The 19581-nt window shown below is 54.0% G+C and carries 11 protein-coding genes; 10 read left to right on the top strand and 1 reads right to left on the bottom strand.

Annotated features, from left to right (window positions below; genetic code table 11):
- The first annotated feature begins 50 nt into the window (after window positions 1–50).
- The 9 genes from JSS95_15530 to JSS95_15490 all read left to right on the top strand — a co-directional run bounded on the left by JSS95_15530 (window position 51) and on the right by JSS95_15490 (window position 9791).
- Window positions 51–3260 carry a TonB-dependent receptor gene (locus tag JSS95_15530; protein ID MBS1801223.1) on the top strand — a complete coding sequence of 1070 codons (3210 nt, stop codon included), beginning with the start codon at window positions 51–53 and terminating at the stop codon, window positions 3258–3260.
- An 89-nt stretch (window positions 3261–3349) separates the two neighbouring features.
- Window positions 3350–4225: a DUF2334 domain-containing protein gene (locus JSS95_15525; GenBank protein MBS1801222.1), complete on the top strand. Its 876-nt coding sequence runs from the start codon at window positions 3350–3352 to the stop codon at window positions 4223–4225.
- Entirely contained in the window at window positions 4191–5396 is a 1206-nt protein-coding gene (locus JSS95_15520) for an aminopeptidase P family protein (GenBank protein ID MBS1801221.1), read from the top strand. Before JSS95_15525 ends, JSS95_15520 begins: the two co-directional genes overlap by 35 nt.
- Window positions 5397–5398: 2 nt before the next feature.
- On the top strand, window positions 5399–5797 hold the full coding sequence (locus JSS95_15515; GenBank protein MBS1801220.1) for a hypothetical protein: 399 nt from the start codon (window positions 5399–5401) through the stop codon (window positions 5795–5797).
- Window positions 5794–7263, top strand: coding sequence for a hypothetical protein (locus tag JSS95_15510; protein MBS1801219.1), 1470 nt, complete (start codon window positions 5794–5796; stop codon window positions 7261–7263). Before JSS95_15515 ends, JSS95_15510 begins: the two co-directional genes overlap by 4 nt.
- Window positions 7264–7281: 18 nt before the next feature.
- Complete coding sequence (locus JSS95_15505) at window positions 7282–8019, top strand: PIG-L family deacetylase (GenBank protein ID MBS1801218.1); 738 nt, start codon at window positions 7282–7284, stop codon at window positions 8017–8019.
- Window positions 8000–8509: an EamA family transporter gene (locus JSS95_15500; GenBank protein MBS1801217.1), complete on the top strand. Its 510-nt coding sequence runs from the start codon at window positions 8000–8002 to the stop codon at window positions 8507–8509. The genes JSS95_15505 and JSS95_15500 overlap by 20 nt, the downstream gene beginning before the upstream one ends.
- A gap of 17 nt (window positions 8510–8526) precedes the next feature.
- Window positions 8527–8931 carry a hypothetical protein gene (locus JSS95_15495; protein MBS1801216.1) on the top strand — a complete coding sequence of 135 codons (405 nt, stop codon included), beginning with the start codon at window positions 8527–8529 and terminating at the stop codon, window positions 8929–8931.
- 236 nt (window positions 8932–9167) lie between these two features.
- Window positions 9168–9791, top strand: a complete 624-nt coding sequence (locus tag JSS95_15490; protein ID MBS1801215.1) for a hypothetical protein — start codon at window positions 9168–9170, stop codon at window positions 9789–9791.
- A 972-nt stretch (window positions 9792–10763) separates the two neighbouring features.
- Here JSS95_15490 and JSS95_15485 read toward each other — a convergent pair.
- A complete protein-coding gene (locus tag JSS95_15485; protein ID MBS1801214.1) occupies window positions 10764–11927 on the bottom strand; it encodes a phosphatidylinositol-specific phospholipase C1-like protein in 1164 nt (387 codons plus the stop codon).
- A 307-nt stretch (window positions 11928–12234) separates the two neighbouring features.
- Between JSS95_15485 and JSS95_15480 the strand changes: the two genes are divergently transcribed.
- A complete protein-coding gene (locus JSS95_15480; GenBank protein MBS1801213.1) occupies window positions 12235–19572 on the top strand; it encodes an Ig-like domain repeat protein in 7338 nt (2445 codons plus the stop codon).
- Window positions 19573–19581 lie beyond the last annotated feature (9 nt).

Here is a 19581-nt window from a genome sequence, read left to right as displayed (position 1 = left end):
CAGTTCTGCGCCAGTAATCTCTCATACCCAGATAACCCAGGAGGATGGTTATGTTGCCATTGAAAGCCCTAAAGTCTCTCAGCGTCGCGGTGGTTGCTCTATGTTGCGCTAGCGTGACTTTCGCGCAAACGACTGCTTCCATCGTTGGGAATGTGACTGACGCTAGTGGTGCAGTCGTTGGCCATTGCTCCGTACAGGTTGTCGAGACGTCGACCGGGCAAGCACGAACGACAACCACTGATGAAACAGGAGCATATCTGTTTACACTTCTGCCCCCTGGTTCCTACTCCATTCGGGCAGAGGCAGCAGGTTTCAAGGTAGCCATTCGTACGAACGTTGCCGTTTCGGTACAGGCTAACGTGCGAGTGGATATTCCCCTTTCCGTTGGGAATGTTTCCGAAACGGTGACGGTTGCCAGTCAGGCTCCAGCGGTCGATACGCGTCAGGCTTCGATTGGAGAGACCATCGATTCTGAACGGATGGTGGAGATGCCATTAAGTGGCCGAAGCCCTACAGCGCTGCTTTCCTTGATTCCCGGAGTTATCGTAACCGATCCCGGAGTGTCACCCACCAGTTACAACGTAGTTGTCCAAGTGGCAGGCGGACAACAGAGCGCGAACAATTTCATCTATGACAATACCCGCTATAACTCGGTCCAGTATGGACAAGGAAACCCGCTTCCTCCACCTGACTTTTTGGACGAGATGAAGGTTATTACGAATGCCTATGACGCTGAGAAGGGACTTGCAGCCGCGGCAACCGTTCAGGTTGTGACTAAATCGGGTACCAATTCGTTCCACGGCAGCCTTTTCGAATTCCATCGTGACAATGCACTAACGGCGAGGAATTACTTCGCGCCAAAAACACCGTTCCTCATCCAGAATCAATTCGGGGGCACCATAGGCGGCCCTATTATTCGCAGCAAGACGTTTTTCTTCTTCGGTTACCAGGGGACGGCTATCCATAACTCCGTCTTGAATAACGCAGCGATCCCGCCAACGGATGCGGAAAAGAATGGTGATTTTTCACAATCTGTCGGTGGTGTGCCAGTTGATCCAGCTACAGGTCAGCGCTTTCCCAATGGAAGGATTCCCAGTTCGCGTTTTGATCCGGCGGCAGTCAAATATTTATCCATCATGGCTGCTGCGAATTCTGCCGGGGGCGGCTACACCAGCCTGAGCCCCAGCATAAACAATGGCAAGCAATTCGCGCTTAAGGTAGACCACAATCTCACAGGGAATAATCAACTTAGTGGACGATATTGGTATAGCCGCGGCACATCGAATACGCCCAACGGCAATCTTCCGTTCGGTCAAACCAACTATTCATTGCGGTTTCAGAATCTCAACGTGTGGGACATCCACACATTTACGCCAAATCTTCTGAACATGGCGTCATTCGCCTGGAACAGAAAATTTGAGGTTCAGACAAATGCAAATATGCCGTTCAATAATCCAAAGGATGCCGGGGTAAATCTGCCTGACACCTATACTCATCCCTACCCTCCGGCCGTCAATATTACTGGCAGAGTCAATCTGACACCCGGAACCGCAGGCGATCCTTTACGGCAGGATGCAACAGAAGATTTCTCAGATACGCTCACTTGGATCAGCGGAAAGAGTACATGGAAGCTTGGAGGTAACTATGACCGAGTCCGCTTCGGACCTGATCGAGCTTCCTTCGATAACGGACGATTCGCATTCAACGGGCAGTTCACAGGCAATGCCATGGCGGATTTTATGCTGGGGCGGCCGAGCTCGTTATTGCTCTACGACGAACAGGAGAATCACCGCACCTATTGGGTTGGTTTTTTCGCTCAGAACGACTACAGGGTGTCTAAACGGATCACGCTCAATTTGGGCCTTCGCTATCACTATGAGCAACCAACGGAGCAAGTCGATGGGAATTCTGCCACGTTCATTCCGGGTTTTCAATCGACTCGTTTCCCGAATGCGCCAGCTGGAATGGCTTTTGCTGGGGACCCTGGGATCCCGAAAGGGATCTTCAATCCACAGTATCGGAATTTTAACCCTCGATTCGGTATCGCATGGGATGTTTTCGGTGACGGCAACACGAGCCTTCGCCTCGGCTACGGTATCTTCACCGAAGTTCTTATCAATGGATACTCTCAATATCTGAGCTTGAATCAGCCGTTCCTTGAATCATTCACATTGACGACTGTTCCATCATTCTCAAATCCATTTGGGACTGGAGGGCTCGGGTTCACTGTAGTTCCTGGTAATCCAGCCGCTCAATATAATCCCGTGACTGGACAGGCGCAATTCTTGCTTCCCGTCACGGGTTGGGGAGCCGATCAATACATGCCCAATCCCAACCTCCAGCAATTTAGCGTGTCACTGCAAAGGCAGCTGATCAGGGATTTTTCTGTGGAAATCAACTACATCGGTAGCGCGGGTCGGCATCTCCCCTTGGTCTATCAAGCGAATCCAGCAGTCTACCAACCCGGAGCTACGCTGGCCAATGCAAATCAACGCAGGCTGTTTGGGGGTGGAAAGATATCGGGTGTTACCTATTTCAAAGATGCGGGAACAAGCTCCTACAATGCTCTCGCATTGAGTCTGAAGAAGCGCCTTTCAAAATCTTATTTGATCGATGTTTCCTATACCTGGGCTCGCTCGATCGATATACAGTCGGGCCAACCTTATACGGCATCGACGATTCAAGACCCATTCAATTTCCGCGGAAGTCGTGGTCTGTCTGATTTTCAACGAAAACATGTCTTGGCTATCTCTGGTTTATGGGACCTACCCACGTGGCACAGTGGTGGGTTCTTTGGGCGCAATATTATCGGGGGCTGGCGCCTGTCAGGAATCTTCGGCGCACAGAGCGGAATGCCATTCAATGTAGTCAGCGGGCGTGACTACTCGCTGACCGCAGTCAATTCGGACCGTCCTAATCTTGTAGGGAATCCGGTTCTTTCTTCTGGAAGATCCCAGGAACAGATGATTGCTCAGTACTTCAATACGAGCGCATTTGTTGCAAATTCAGCGGGTCAATATGGGAATTTTGGCAGGAATGTCTTAGTGGGACCAGGTTTAGTAAATCTGGATTCCGGCCTCTTCAAAGAGATTCGGGTCTGGGAAGACACACGCCTTCAATTCCGCACAGAGTTCTTCAATACATTCAATCACGCGAACTTCTCAAATCCAGTGCCGACGCTCGTTTCACCGGCATTCGGGCGAATTCAGAGCGCCGGCACAGCACGCCAGATTCAGTTTGCGATGAAGTTTCTATTCTGAGCATAAAAAGGCCGCCCTTATCGCGTTTATTAGCGTGTCAGCGGATGGCAGATTCAAATGAACGGACCACAGAGACGATGATATTTTGCTTGACTGTCGACGACGTTTGCCTCAAAGGCTACTCCACTGAAGAGGACATGCATGCCTTACTGCGTTTCTTTAAATCAGAGGGCATCCGATCAACTTTCTTTGTGGTGCCTCGTGCAGAAGGGATTCGGCTGCAAGAGAGATCCGGGTATCTAGACCTTTTGAAACAAGCTGTAGCGTTGGGACATGCACTGGGGCAGCATGGCCTTGAACATGATCGTTTCGAGACAGGTATTCCTCCGCGGATGATTTTGGACTTGCCTCACGAATCGGCGTCGCGGGAACGATTGGCGAAAGAACAAGCAGCGATTGAAGAGGGTCTTGCGGTTCCCAAGCTTCGGGAAAGGCTTTGCCAAGGACGTCAAATCCTGGAAGATGCGATGGAGCGCAAGATAGGAGGTTTTCGAGCTCCTTGCCTTTCGACGTGTGAGAATCTCTTTACTGCGCTGAGCGCAGAAGGGTTTTCCTACGATAGTTCGATGTATTTACAGGAAGGGGGGTGGGACCTCCTTCAAGGAAAGCCACTCGCTCCGCGACCGATCTCGCGTGTCGATTTCGACCGGTCTCAGCATTCAAGCGGAATAAGATCGCTCCCGCTGACTACCGAATACACATGGTATCTCCGGCGAACAGATTTCGAAGCAACGATGGCACTGGCGCAACATGATTTCGATTCGTGCCTACGCGCCGGCATACCATTTGTGACGCTCGCGCATGTTTCTCCGCTAAACCAGTGCGAGGACGGATGTGGCTTCGACTTCTATCGCCAACTCATCGCATATGCGCACGAAGCGACATCTGCTGTAGGCGACGAACTTCGGTTACTCAATCTAGATGAAACCTATGAAGTACTTTTCGATGAAAAGGAGCTCGCCTGAGAACATGATTACGATACCCAAAACCGAATTCGAAGACCGCATTTCGCGTATACAAGCAGCTTTCGACATGCAGAAGCTCGACGGTCTGATGGTCTACGGAGATGAGTACCGTAGAGAGAACCTCCGTTACGTTTCCAATTTTTGGCCGATATTTGAGCGTGGCGCCTGTTTTATTCCCAAGACGGGGAAGCCCATTTTTGCGGGTGCACCCGAAGGAGAGTGCTACGCCAGAGAGATGTGCCCGTGGACCGACCTCAGAAATATTAAGGAATTTGCCTGCGTTTCTGTGCCAGAAGAAATTGAGTATCCGTTAGCCACGTTTTCTTCTTTGCGGCAAATCATTGGCGACGTTCTTCGTGGGGGACAGAGGCTGGGCGTCGTTGGCAAGTTCGATATGCCAGGACCAATCTTGGATCGTGTACAAAATGCGCTTCCAGGACTCGTGATAGTCGAAGCAGATTCAATCCTCAGGGACCTACGGGTGGTGAAGAGCGCCAACGAGATTGCCTGCCTACGGGAAGCAGGGCGAATCGCCTGCCTCGGATACGAAGCATTAGTGGCATCGGCAGTACCCGGAAAGAGCGAGCTGGAGGCGACCGGTGCGGCAGAAGGCGTGGCGCGCGCGGCTGGAGCAGAAAGCATCCCGTTTACCGTGTTCGGTAGCGGCCAGCGGACAAACACAATCATCGGGCGCCCCACTCGCAAGATCATCCAAGACGGAGACATGGTGATGGCGGCGTTTGCGGTTCAGTATGAGGGATACATCGCAACGGTTGAGTATCCCTTTGTTGCCGGTGTCGCCACCGATGCACAGAAGCGCTTCTTGAGTGCACTATTCGAAGCTTCCACCATACAAGTGAGTTACCTCAAGAATGGAGTGATATCCGGAGAGATGGTCCGCGCGGTAAAAAGCGTATTTCAAAAGCACAAGCTGGAACGATACGATCTGTATCCTCCCATGCATGGTATTGGTTTGGCGGAGGCCGAATCGCCTTATCCGGATGAAAAGGCGACATATCCGCTACGCGTCGGGATGTGCGTGAACTCCGACATCAGTCTCTTCGGACACCCGGAGGGCTCTAATCGAATTGAAGAGGGATTTGTGATTACCGAATCTGGTTGGGAATCCCTAACACCCTCTATTCGCGCCGCCTGCGCTGCTGGAGTTTAGCCATGACAAAGCACGGCGCAAAGATTTGGTACTTCGTTGATGGATATCTCCCCGAGAAAATCGGCTCTGGGCCCATGGAAGCGCACGAAGCTCTAATGATTTTGAATCCCAATGCTGCTGCGGCGACGGTCTTACTTGATTTCTATTTTGAAAACAAAGATCCAGTAAAAGGCATCGAGGTGATTGTCGGCGCGGAGCGTGTACGGGCTTTGAGGCTCGATCATCCTGGCGATATTGGTGGTCTAAAAATTCCTTCCCTAACGCAATACTCTCTGCGTCTTCGGTCGGATGTGGACGTTGTGGCCCAGTTCGGAAGGTTGGATACCACGCAGATCAACATGGCGTACTACAGTTGCGCCGGATTTTGCACTAGTAGCGAAAATAACGAGGCAAACAAATGAGTGATGTGACCGTGTCGTTCGAAGCGGGAATTGGCTCCGAGTTCGGAGATATATTGTCGAACAGGCCAAACATTTCTGAAAAGCTAAAAGTGGGGCTTTTGGCATGCGCTTATTTCGAGTATTGGCGAATGTTCTCTCTGGAATTTAGGCAAGACGTCGAAAATGACTTGGAACGTATTGCGAAAAGGCTTGGGAAGGACGTGGATCTCATCTACCCCGGGGTAGTGGACACGCTCGATAGCGCGGACCGAGCGGGCCGCGCCTTCGCCGAAGCCGACATCGGGATGCTTATCGTTGTCGATGGCACCTACGTGCCCGACTATATGGCGCTCCAAGCGATCGACTATATCCCGCATGTTCCTGTAGTGATGTTTACGACGCAAGTGGAAGAGAACATCACCCCCCAGGACAATTACGAATATCTCATGCGCAACAGCGCAATGATCGGCACTGCTCAGCTTTCAGCAACGTTTACGAAGATGGGGCGAGAATACGACATTGTGGTGGGTTCGCTTGCCGAAGAACGTCCGTTTGAAGAGATTGCTGGGATAGCTCGTGTGCATCTCGTCGCCGCGCGTTTAAAGAAATTAAATATTGGTGTTGTTGGCCATGTGTTTCGGGGAATGTACGATCTGGAAAATGACCGGACCAGAGTGCGAGGCTTCCTTGGGCCCAATGTCATCACGGTTGAGCTTGCACATCTTCTTCAGCAGTGGGAAGGCGTGCAGGACGAAGACACAATGGAGGTTGCAAAGACTCTAGTTCGGCGCTTCCGCCAGCAGGGACCAAAAGAAGAGGATTGGTACAGATCCGTACGGCTGGCGATCGCCATGGAGCGCTTGGTTGAACATTTGCGCCTAGATTCGTTGTGTGTGCTAGGGCAGCATCACATCGAAAAAGCTACTGGAGCGCCGACCCGACTCGGCGCCTGTATGATGCTCGAAAAAGGGAAGCACCTCGTTGGGTCGGAAGGAGACATTATTGGTCTTACGATGATGCACATTCTGTACTGGCTTACAGGGAATCCACCGCTGGCGGCCGAATGGGGCCAGTACGATGCTGCTCACAACGCGCTCTTGCTTGTTGGACATGGCATGGCCTCACCTGCGCTCGCGGGTTCCGATGACCGCATAACGCTAACCAGCGCCCCGGAAGAATGGGGCTTCCAGGGGGCGGGTATCAATATGGAATTCATTATGAGTCCGGGAATAGTAACAATGGCCCATATGCTGGATACGCCGAAAGGATGGCAAATGTTAATCTCTGGAGGCGAAGCGCTGGATTACCCATGCCTTCCTTGCCAAGAGATACATGCTCTGGTCAAGGTTGAGCGGCCAGTGAAGGAATACTTAGTGGAGCTACAGCGTCGTGGTGTCACTCACCATGTGGTTGTCGCTCACGGCGACGTCCGGCGCGAATTACAAAAATTAGCATCGGTCCTGCAGATTGGATCGTTCGTTCTGTAACGAAAAGAGGATATTCGATTGAAAGCACTTGTTCTTGGCGCGCATCTCGATGATAGTGTCATCGCCCTCGGCGGAATATTGCGCAAAATGGCGAATGCGGGATGCGATGTAAATGTCGTTTGTTTCGGTCATAGTGATGAGGACTTTGCGGATATTGCCGACAAAGAAACGGCGGCGGAGCGTATCACGGCTCAAGCTGTCGCAGCTCACAAGATCCTCGGAGTGAAGTCGTTTGAATGTTTCCACTATCCAGATTACGCAGTTCAGGAGAACCGAGAGACATACCGGCTTTGCATTGAAAGTATCCGCAAATACGAACCGGATATTGTCTTTGGTCACTCCTGGAATGAATATTTTCAACATCGGGCAATGGCGCGCTTGAGCTGCGACTCATGGTGGCAGGCGGCTTGGAGTTGTAGTGCCGATTTAGGACCGCCATGGTTCGCAAGGTCTCTTTACCATTTCGAGGTAATCCAATCGCTCTCAGAGCCAAGCGATATCGTCGATATTTCCTCAACTTTTGAGGCGAAGATGGCGGCATGGCGATGCTTCCAATCGAGTTCGGATATCGTCGAGGCGAAATCAGAGGATGAAAAATCTTCCCGTCGAAACTATGGCTCAACGATGGGATCGCTAACTGAGCAACTTGAAACGCGAGCTCGGTATTACGGAAGTCTAATTGGCGTTAGATATGCGGAAGCATTGAAGAGATCCGATTTCCTCCCCCGAGCTGTACATGACATCGAGCTTCTTTAAAAAGGTAATGATAATGCCCTATGGATTTCTTTTTCTGGCCGTAGCGAGCCTCGGCATGATCGGTGTTTTGCACAAGGTGGCGGATCATAGGCGATGCCGGCCAGAGGCCATCAATTTATTTATCTTTCTTGGTGGCGTTGTGGTAATGAGCGTACTCTCCTTCTGGCGCTTCGGAGCTGCAGGCGTGCTGGATATCCCCCGTATCGCATGGGTTACTGCCGCAACATGCGGTCTTCTTGCCTCTCTGGCCATCTTGAGCTTTCAGCGTGGAGTCCGGTACGGAAAAATATCAACAAGCTGGCTCGTTATTAATCTCTCAATGGCCGTCCCCACTGTGTTATCGATTGTGGTCTACCGCGAAGCAATCACGAGACGACGGGCGGTTGGGTTGCTGTTGGCTGTCGCGGCGCTTGTTATTCTTTGGCGGGAAAGAGCGCGAGAGGAAGCGAGCGGCGAGGTTATTGCCATTGCCCAAATGCCGGAGGCATAAATATGTATCAGCGTTGCATGGCAGTGGCATTTGTTACTAATGGCCTCGGAGCTTATGGGCTTCGTGTTTTGGCCGGTGCGGGCTTTGGGAATCTAGAAACAAAATATTTATTGATATGGTATATGGCTGGTTCGATCCTGGCTCTCGCGGTTGCTGTACGCCACTTGGGTAAGCCTACGGTAAGGGAACTTGGCATCGGCATTTTGATGGCACTTTGTAGCGTTCTTGGACAGACGGGTATGGCTCTTGCCATGTCGGGGGGAATTCCAGGCTACGTGGTTTTTCCTGTTGCGGTTGGAGGTGGCCTGATTTTAGTGGTAATGGTAGGTGTATTTGTGTTTCGTGAGCGGCTGAGCCTTCTTCTTGGTATCGGAATCGCAAGCGGTCTTGCATCTCTGATTCTTCTCGCACTGCCGAGTTGAGCATCTACTGTTCTAGGAATCGCAGCGCAGGAATAGGACGCATTGGGTGGGTGACCTTGCGGCAGCTTGATCGACCAGCTCTCTAGATAGAGATGCCACTTTCAGGATCTCGCTATATCACTTCGGACCGAAGTGTATGACGATTCCTGTTTTCGCGCTGAAGTTGTTCTGGCGGCTGTTGACGCTGTTGGCAGTAAAGTGAGGAGATAGTCAGCTTGTATGAGACGTAATCCAATGTGTGGACTCAGGGAGACATCGATGACCTGGCGATGAGCCTCAGCCGGCTCGGTACGGTTGATCCTGATCCAAATGGAATTACGGAATCGCTGTCTCTGCTGGAGGAATCGTTTGGTCTGCTCGACCCCATTTTGAAGTCCAATCCAAAATCTTCCGACACCGCAGGTCAGGCCTCCCTTGTTCTCGAATATCAGGGCCATCGTCTGGAGGCGCTGGGACATCGCGACAGGGCGGCGGCGGCTTACCAGAGATCAATCATCGTGATCCAGCCCTTTCTTGATGCGCGGAATGCGTCAATTCTTAGTCAGTATCTCGCCAGCGAACAGAGTCTAGCGGTCCTTGAAGCATCAAGTGGCAACACGGCACCAGCGTTGGACCTCGCAAACCACGGGCTAAACGAAGCGGAACAGTTTGCCAACCAGACTCCGCACACGGAAGTGCAGACGCTGGACCTTGCCAGAGCCTGGTCAACACTCGGTCTTACGCAATACCGAGCTGGGATGACGAGTGAAGCCAGACAGTCCGCGACAAATGCCTTGAAATTATGGGAAACGATCAAGAAGCCAGGGCTACTGGCTCCCTATCGCCAGATAATAGCTGACACACAGCGGCTCTATGAGTAATACCCGTATCGAGGTCCTGGTGACGTTGGGACCCGTTTGCAACGGCAGCCGCCCGCGCCATCCTTTCAGAGCGTATATTCGCTACAAAAGGAAGTACGGGACAAGACGTATACTTCAGTAGTCGTATTTGAGATTCAGAACATGAGCAAGCCCAGAGGCTCAAAAATCCCAAGGTGATTCAGGGCCTTGTATTTTCGTGTGGAGTGTTGAATCCGAGTTTCCCCACGCTTTGCCGTCCGTGTCGCGTTGATGCGAACCGTAAACGTGGGTCCATTTGCGGGTCCAATAAGCGTTTCGTCGGGCTCTTCTCCGCTCTTTAGCGCTTTGTTTAGTGCACCTAAGTTGCTGAAATTGCGTATTTTAGAGGATTGGGGTGGGTGAGGTCGCTAGTTCGAATCTAGTCGTCCCGACCATTCTTCAGATTTTGCCCTTTTGAAGATGATATCGAACGGTTTTCTGTAGGCGGGCGTTACACTTACGGCGTCTACGAAGCAGTTCGAAAACAGCATTCTGAGCAATTTGGCCTTTTCGGTGGAATTCTGCGAAACGTACAGTAAATAGGCCTTATTTGCGAGTTCGAAAGCCGGTTCAGAAGAGAGAAACCGAAGAGCATATCCAATTTCGAGTTGGCAAAAAGACGCGATGAACTGGTTCAGTTCTTCGAAATGAACTGGCCGGGGAGCAGGTCAGTAGACGTAGGTGTGCGTCAGGCCATCGCTCATCATATTGCCGGCGGCCGACCTCATCGTTGAAGGGATTCTATCGGTTCGCGCTTCCGCGCGAAAGACCACTTATGCGATCAACCCGCATGAATGGGGTACCCGAGGTATCGGCTGGGTTGATGTATGGGCCACCCGCCCGATGGCAGGAGTTCCGAATATGACATGGCGCAACGCTTGCGACAAACATCCATCCTTCTTACCGATGCAGCCGCCTGCCATTCAGCCTGGAAGCCTTGTCTCCCCTGGACGGCTATGGCTTGTGAGAGGGTGATGGCTCTTTCGTGGTTGTGCCTTCCATCAGTGAATTGTTGCAGGTCGCGGGAGCATTCACGGGATTGCACCTTGCCGCCAAGCCGCCTGGGATGCCGACGGTATATCCGGTCCATGGAGCGGGCTCGCTGACAGGAAAGTCAGTGCTGATCATCTGCGCTCCGCTGGAGAGCAGCTCGTCGCGTCGCGTCGTGTCGTTATTTCTTCCCTGGTCGGTGTTGTAATCCGAGCGCGATCGCACAAGGTAGCCTTTCTTCACCAATGCGCTGATCTCGTCTGGTTTGCCGGCGTCCTGTTCGACAAATGCAGCTTCGGGTTCACCGGGGCGCCCATTCACGAAGAGCGCACGGCCTTTCATCATCGCGTGTCCGGCAAGGTAACCGGGAGCTGACTTGCGGTTATAGAGCAGAAAGACAACCTTGCCGCGTGCTTTCGAAAGGGTCGGCCATGCGCCAGCGAGTACTGCTGCCTCAAGCGAGGGATAGCCTCCACGCACCTGGTCAGGCGTAATCATCTCGTTCTCTTTGAAGACGGAGCGTATCTCAGTATCCATCGCGTCCCAGGTAGCGGCGGTCCACGGCTCTGCTGTCACTGCATCGGGCAACTGGCTCACACGTCCCTGTTTGTCTTCGATCAGAAGGAACAGCGGTACGTGGCGCTTGTGTGCCTTCGACCATCGGCGTATCTCACGAAGGCAATCTACAAACAGAGGACAACTGCTGCGTTCATTCAGGTCGCCAAGATGCAGCGTCTTGAAGCCGGGCTTCATCATGGCATGTTGCGGATCGAAGTCAGTGTCCGCAGGCAGACCCTCCTGCTTTGTCAGTTCAACGATCCTGGGGTGAGCGAACCGGCCGCCCTGTGGGTCTTGCACGATGTCGAGTTCCAACTGCCGGGCACCCGCGTTCAACTGCTCGGTCAATGTCTGGTGATGGTACTCGAGGCCGTGATAGGCCTTCGCATAGTGCTCCGAAAAATACTTTGCTTCGCTCGGGGCAAAGCCCATGTTGTAGCTATTGTGGGTTCCAATGACCTGAACCTGGTTCAGGTGGACGATGTTGTCCTGCGCTTTCTGGTTCTGCGCGAACACCGAGATGGAAACTACCGAGACACAGGCTGCCGCAATCCAACGCACGCCATTCACCTCAAAAAAAGATATCGTTCAGTCAACGATACCTCAATACGGTCAAGCCAGATTGCTCTGCGATCGTCATCCTGTTGAATGGCAAGTCTTCCCAGCGATGCATTTGGATTGCCATTCTTATTTGTTCTTGTTACAGGAGCATGCTGCGGACGCACCGGAGATGCGGGTTTTCATCTTTGCTTCCAAACTCCTTATTTGACGCCAATTTGCGTTGCAACTTTCGGGTAATACCTGTGGCCATTAAGGGAACAGTAGCTTAAACACGCGTCACTAAGTATTCGTTACCTCGTGCCCCCAAGGAACCCGCATGACCTCCCCTACAAGTTCCAGGACCCGAATTGTATCTCTGCCTGTCTCTTGCAAACTTCGCTTTTTTGCGATTCTTGCGCTGCTTTCGATATTCAGCGGAGTAGCGGCGTATGCCGCGTCTACGACGACAACTCTGGCTATCTCGTCGACCAGCGTGCCATACAAGACGCCGATTACTTTGACGGCGACGGTCACCTCGGGAGGATCTCCAGTCACCGCGGGACTGGTCATGTTCTGCGATGCCAGTGCTACGTACTGCGAAAATAATTCAGCGCTACTTGCAAAGGTGCAGCTTACGGCGTCATCCGCGACGGCGGTGGTCAAGATCGGTAGCGGCGCATTGGGCACCCACAGTTACAAGGCTGTCTATCGCGCCAATGCAACGTATGCGTCCAGCACGTCGAACACGGTGAGCTATGCCGTGCAGGGAACTTACGGTTCGAGCACAGCGCTTGCGTCGTCTGGTGCGGTGGGCAACTACACGCTGGCGTCAACTGTGACCGGCGTGGGCGCAATCACTTCTCCCGGGCCAAGTGGCTCCGTGCAGTTTCTTGATGCAAGCGTTGGCAACAATATCCTTGGAACGCAGAACCTGGGCTCGCCTGTGTTGACCAACAACTTCACTCGGGCCCCAAACTCTCCTTTTGCGATAGGCGATGGTCTGACGACGACACGTTCTGTGGTTGTTGCCTCATCCTATTTGAACGGCGACAACAATCTCGACGTTGTAACAGGCGACGCGGACCAGGTGATTACTGTTCTGCTTGGCAATGGCGATGGCACCTTTCAGCCAAAGGTCAACTATCCTGGATGCCCTTCGCTCTCTTCGTCGCCGAACATTGCGGTGAAGATACTGCTCGCGGACTTCAATCGAGACGGCAATATCGATGTCGCCCTGGGATGCTCGGATGGTGTGAATGGAGGCGTGGCGCTTCTTCTGGGCAACGGCAATGGCTCGTTCCAGTCTCCGCAGTGGCAATCGACAGGTGACCTTGCCGGACTGACCATCGGTGATTTCAATAACGATGGCATTCTCGACATCGCGCTCACGGATAAGACGTTGAAGGATGTAAAGATCATGCTCGGCAATGGGAACGGGACGTTCCAGTCGCCTGTAACTGTAGTCAGTCCCCCGAGGTTTACGGGTGATATTGTCGCCGCCGATTTCAATGGAGATGGCAAGGACGATCTTGCGTATGTGATTAAGACATCGGCTCCGGCAAGCAATCTTTCGGACCTGTACATCGCTTTGGGGAAGGGCGATGGAACATTCAGATCGCCAACCCTGCTGGCCTCGCAGGTTGGCGAGTTTCTGACCACAGGAGATACGAACGGTGACAATATCCCGGACATCATCTCTTCAACGGTCATGCTTGACGCAGGTCAACCCGCGCCACATACCTCCAACAGTATGTTTGTGCTGATTGGCAACGGCAATGGGACATTCCAGTCGCCAGTTTCCTATGTTTCGGACATCCCTTCCGATCCGCATCTGGCGGACGTGAATGGCGATGGCAAAGCGGACATCATCGCCGGTGGGAGCTATGGAGCATTGGTCTATCTCGGGAATGGGGATGGAACATTTCAGGCTTATAACGAGCCGGTGATCGGAGGGTTCAATCTAACCTATGCCGTCAATGCTGGTGACTATAACAATGATGGCAACGCCGACCTTATTGGGACCGATGCCCAGAATCCGCGAGCTGCTGTCGCGCTAAGCGAGGTGAGACAGGCGGCGGACTCCGTTGCGCTAACCGGTGTGGCGGTCTTTCCATTGGGCAGCGGCATTCACAACGTGGCCGCGAGCTACTCTGGCGATACGATCTATCTTTCCAGTCTTTCTTCAACGGTTCCTCTTCTTGCTGCTCCTACGCCCACAACACTGGCTTTGACGGTTTCCCCAGCTTCCGGAGCCGTAGCCGGACAGCCCGTCACGCTGACGGCAACGCTAAGTCCATATACTGTCGGCCCACCGACAACGACGACCGATGGACAATCGGTGGTCTTCTACAGCGGGGCGACGCAGATTGGAACAGGCACGCTTGGCAGCGGCATCGCAACGCTGACAACGACGTCGCTTACGCCGGGCAACGTCTCTCTTAAGGCGGTTTATCCTGGCGACACAAATTACAACACCAGCACCTCGAGCACAGTCTCAATCACGATTTCGAGTGTGTCGCTTGCAACAAATCCCAATCCCTCGAACTATCGTCAGGTAGTGACGCTGACAGCTACAGTTCCTTCTGGCGCAACAGGAACAGTAACCTTCAAAGATGGTGGAACAGTCCTGGGAACGGCGGCTATCTCCGGAACCACTGCTTCGATCACAGTCTCCACGTTTTCGGTTGGTTCGCATAACCTCACGGCCGCTTACGGTGGCGATGGCACTTACAGTGCAGCAACATCGCAGACGGTTACGCAGGTAGTGAACAAAGTAGCGCCTGTGATGTCAGTCACAACTTCGGGGCAGAGCACTTACCTTTCGACCGTAACCATTACAGCAACCGTACCATCCGATGCCACCGGCTCGGTTATCTTCACCAGCGGTGCGACAAATCTTGGGACGGCAACAATCAGCGGAGGATCGGCCTCGGTCACGACAACGGTTCTTCCTGTTGGCAACAACACGATCACGGCCAGCTATGCCGGTGATACCAGCTATACCTCGGGAAGTGCGACGACTACGCGAGCCGTGACAAAGTTGAGCCCATCGTCGGTTCTTACTTCGTCGGCGAATCCGTCTGTATTTGGAAGCGCCGTAACATTTACCGACACGCTTCCATCTACGGTTACTGGAACCGTAACCTTCACCTCCGATTCAACAACTCTAGGTACGGCAACGGTCACGAACGGCATCGCTACGCTGACGACATCGTTGTTGCCGACGGGCAGCTCCACGATCACGGCGACCTATAGCGGCGATGGGAATAACAACGCGTCCGTCGCTACCTTGCCCCAGGTTGTTGGCAAAGCGACGCCATCTGTCGCGCTCGCCTCGTCGCTCAATCCGTCGACGGTTGGGCAGGCTGTCACCTTCACCGCTACGCTGTCGAACAACGCTACCGGGACGGTAACGTTCACAAACGGAGCAACGGTTCTAGGAACGGGCACGCTTGCAGGAGGCATCGCTACCCTGACGACGTCTGCGCTTCCTGTTGGAAGCGCGACCATCACTGCTTCCTATGGTGGAGACACAAACAACAACACAGCGTCGCAGACTCTCAATCAGGTCGTCAATAAAGCTGATCCGGCTATGTCGGTGACAACTTCCGGTCCAAGTGTTTATGGGGCCGCGGTGACAGTTACCGCCACTCTGCCGAACTCGGTAACGGGTACCGTGACCTTTACAAACGGAGCCACGGCACTGGGAACCGCCACGATAGCGAGCGGCGTTGCTACCATCTCTACCTCCATTCTCCCCGTTGGGAGCAATACGATCACCGCAAACTACAGTGGCGACGCCTCCAACAACACAGCAACCGGATCGGTAGTGCAGACTGTCTCCAAGGCGTCACCCACATCGACGCTTACCTCGTCGGTGAATCCGTCCGTCTTTGGAACTTCGGTTACATTCACCGATACGCTGCCGTCCTCGGTTACAGGAACGGTCACATTCAGCGACGGAACTAGCGTGCTTGGCACCGCTACCGTCAATAGTGGCGTGGCAACGTTGACAACTTCTTCGCTTCCCGTTGGCAGCGACACCATTACCGCGGTCTATAACGGAGACAGCAACAACAATACTTCTTCCGCATCGCTTACCCAGACGGTATCGAAAAACTCTCCAACGCTAACGTTGACGACATCCGGCCCCAGCACGTTCGGAAGCTCTGTAACAATTACCGCAACGTTGCCGACAAACACCAGCGGCTCCGTTGTATTTACCTACGGCGCCACAAACCTGGGAACGGGGACCATCGCCAATGGAGTGGCGACGATCGCAACGACGGTCCTGCCAGTCGGCAACGATACCATCACGGCCAACTATGCCGGCGACAGCAACAACAATCCTGCATCTGGAACGACATCTCAGGCAGTTTCGAAGACATCTCCTGCGTTGAACCTGTCATCGTCGCTCAACCCATCGGCTTTCGGTGAACTGGTCACCTTCACGGCAACGCTTCCTACCTCGACGACAGGGACCGTGACGTTCTCGTATGGCGCCACCGTACTCGGGACAGCAACGGTGAGCAATGGAGTCGCAACCGTTGCAACGTCGACGCTCCCGCTCGGGTCGGACACGGTCTCTGCTGTTTACAGCGGCGACGCAAACTACAACACGGCAACCGGAAGCCTGGTTCAGACGGTCAACCATGGCGCAACCACGATTACCGTGACAACTTCCGGGCCTAGTGTTTATGGCAATCCCGTTACGATTACAGCCACGGTGCCGGCGGGTGCAACAGGAACGATCACCTTCACCAGCGGTGGAGTCACTCTCGGTTCAGGACCCGTATCAGCCGGCGGTACTGTGGTCATTACCTATTCGGCGCTTCCCGTGGGGAATGACATCATCACCGCAAACTACGGCGGCGATACCACCTACAGCGCCGCTACCGGATCAACCACGCAGGTTGTGTCCAAGGCTACTCCCCCGGTGGCCGTGACGACCTCCGGCCCAAGCAACTACGGCGATCCTGTGACGATCACGGCAACCCTTCCCCCCGGGACAACAGGAACGGTGACGTTCACGAGCGGAGTTACGGCCCTCGGCACCGCTACGATCAATCCGGCAACGAGCGCAGCAAGTGTCACGACAACGATACTTCCCATTGGCACTGACACCATCACTGCGAACTATAGCGGTGATACAAACAACAACCCCGCCAGCGGCTCGACCACGCAGGCAGTATCCAAGGCAACTCCAGCCATCTCTCTGATCTCATCGCTCAACCCTTCAACCTTCAACCAGCCTGTAACCTTCACAGCTACAGTACCAGTAACGGCGACCGGCACGATTACCTTCTTCGATGGCGCAGGGGCGCTCGGCAGCAGTGCAGTTGTGGGCGGTACCGCGGCGATCACAATATCGACGCTGACAGTTGGCAGCCATCCCATCACGGCGACCTACAGTGGTGACCCAAACAATAACGGAGTAACGTCAGCTCCGCTCGCACAGGTTGTTCAGAAGTTCACGCCTGTCCTGCCGCCGCCAACAGTCTCCAACGCCAATCCCGACCCCAACACGCCTGTGACCATCACCGAGCAGGTGCCGCCGGGCGTTACAGGATCGGTGACGTTCTCTAACGGCTCGACTGTAATTGGCACTGCTCCAATCGTTGGCGGAGTCGCTACGATCACGGTGCCTTCGCTGCCAATCGGTTCCAATCCGATCACAGCGTCTGTTCCCGCAACGTCAACGTACAACGCGGCAACCTCGGCTCCCACAATTGTTACCGTTGGAAAGCTTACGCCGACGGTCACGCTCACCTCATCGATCAATCCCTCCGCTGCGAATCAGGCTGTTATCTTTACGGCGACTGTGCCTTCGGCGGCAACCGGTTCGATCACTTTTATGGATGGAGCCGTTTCGCTTGGAACGGCGAATGTAGTCGGCGGTCAAGCGTCTATTACCGATAGCACGCTGAGTTCAGGAACACATACCATCACCGCAGTCTACGGCGGCGATACAACGTACAACACCGCCACTTCAGCTCCCCTAGTGCAGAATGTGGGCAAAACTACGCCGATCCTGCCAGCTCCCGTGGTCTCCAATCCAACCCAAACCTACGGTGGCACCGAGACAATTACAGAGACAGTGCCCCCAGGAGTCAGCGGGCCGGTCACCTTCTACAACGGTTCAACGCCCATCGGTACTGCGCCTGTAGTAAATGGCACGGCAACCATCACGGTCTCAAACCTTCCGATCGGCAGTAATCCCATCACTGCCTCTACGCCGGGTGACGCAAATAACAATCCCGCAACGTCGCCGGCAACGATAGTCACTATTATCAAGACCACCCCTGTACTTCCGGCGCCGGGCGTGTCGAGTACCAATCCAAATCCCAATACGCCGGTGACGATCACCGAGCAGGTTCCTTCGGGAGTGACCGGCCCGATCATCTTCTCGAATGGATCGACTGTGCTCGGCACTGCTCCCGTGGTTAATGGCGTTGCAACGTTGACCGTACCGTCGCTTCCGCTCGGCTCCAACCCGATTACAGCGTCTGTAGCGGAGACTGCAACAAGCAACGCCGCGACGTCGCCTGCAACAATTGTCACGGTTGGAGTTGTAACGCCAACCGTCCTGCTGACTTCGTCGGCGAATCCCGCAGCATTGAACCAGGCAGTGATCTTTACGGCCTCGGTTCCCGCGGGCGCGACGGGAACGATGACCTTCCATGATGGATCTACCGTCCTTGGTACGGGAGCTATCAGCGGAGCAGGTGTCGCTACCCTGAGCATATCGACGCTTACGATCGGCACACATCCAATCACCGCCAACTACAGTGGAGACTCCAGCTATAACCCCGCGGTCTCTCCTGTGCTGTCGCAAGTGATAGGCAAGCTGCCCACGACGATTACGCTCAGCGTGGGAAGTGGAACGTCGCTTATCAACGGCCCAGTCACCTTCACTGCTGTTGTTTCATCGACGGCTCCCACGCCTACGGGCACTGTTACCTTCCTTGAGGGCACGACGGTTCTCGGCACAGTGGCGCTCAGCACCAATGGCACGGTAGTTGGTTTCCAGTTGAGCGGAACGGCGGCGCTTTCTATCAGCACGCTCTCAGGCGGGTCGCACCAGATTACTGCCGTCTACTCGGGTGATACGAGCTTCCTCACCAGCACATCGGCTCCAGTCGCGGTTCTTATTCATGACTTCACGAACAAGAACACAGGGGCAGCCAGCGCAGAGGTCTTCCCGGGAGATTCGGCGACCTACAAGTTCACCTTGACCCCAGTGGGAACGACAACATTCTTGAGCAACGTCAATCTGACGGTAAGCGGCCTGCCAACGGGGACGGACTATACCTTCTCTCCCGCGTCGGTGAACGGCGGTGCAGGCGGCACTGAGGTTACCTTGACTCTGAAGACGAGCCCATCGCTTCAGGCCTCCAACCGCACGCCTGAACGTCCAGGTTCACCGGGTGGATCGTCGATCGCTCTCGGTGTTCTGGGGCTCGTCGGTCTTGGAGCCGTACGCCGCTACCGCCGCAGAATGCCAAAGCTGCTGATTGCTCTGTTATTACTGGCAGGATCGCTGCTACCGGTAGCGTCACTGACAGGATGCGCTGGCGGCTACTTTGCACTCAAACCGACCACGTATACGGTAACCGTCACCGGGACCGAGGGAACTATTCAACACTCAGCCACGGCAACACTGGTTGTGCAGTAGGAGATATCG

The organism is Acidobacteriota bacterium, assembly GCA_018268895.1.
Lineage (GTDB): Bacteria > Acidobacteriota > Terriglobia > Terriglobales > Acidobacteriaceae > Edaphobacter.
This window is presented reverse-complemented; position numbering and strand designations above follow the sequence as displayed.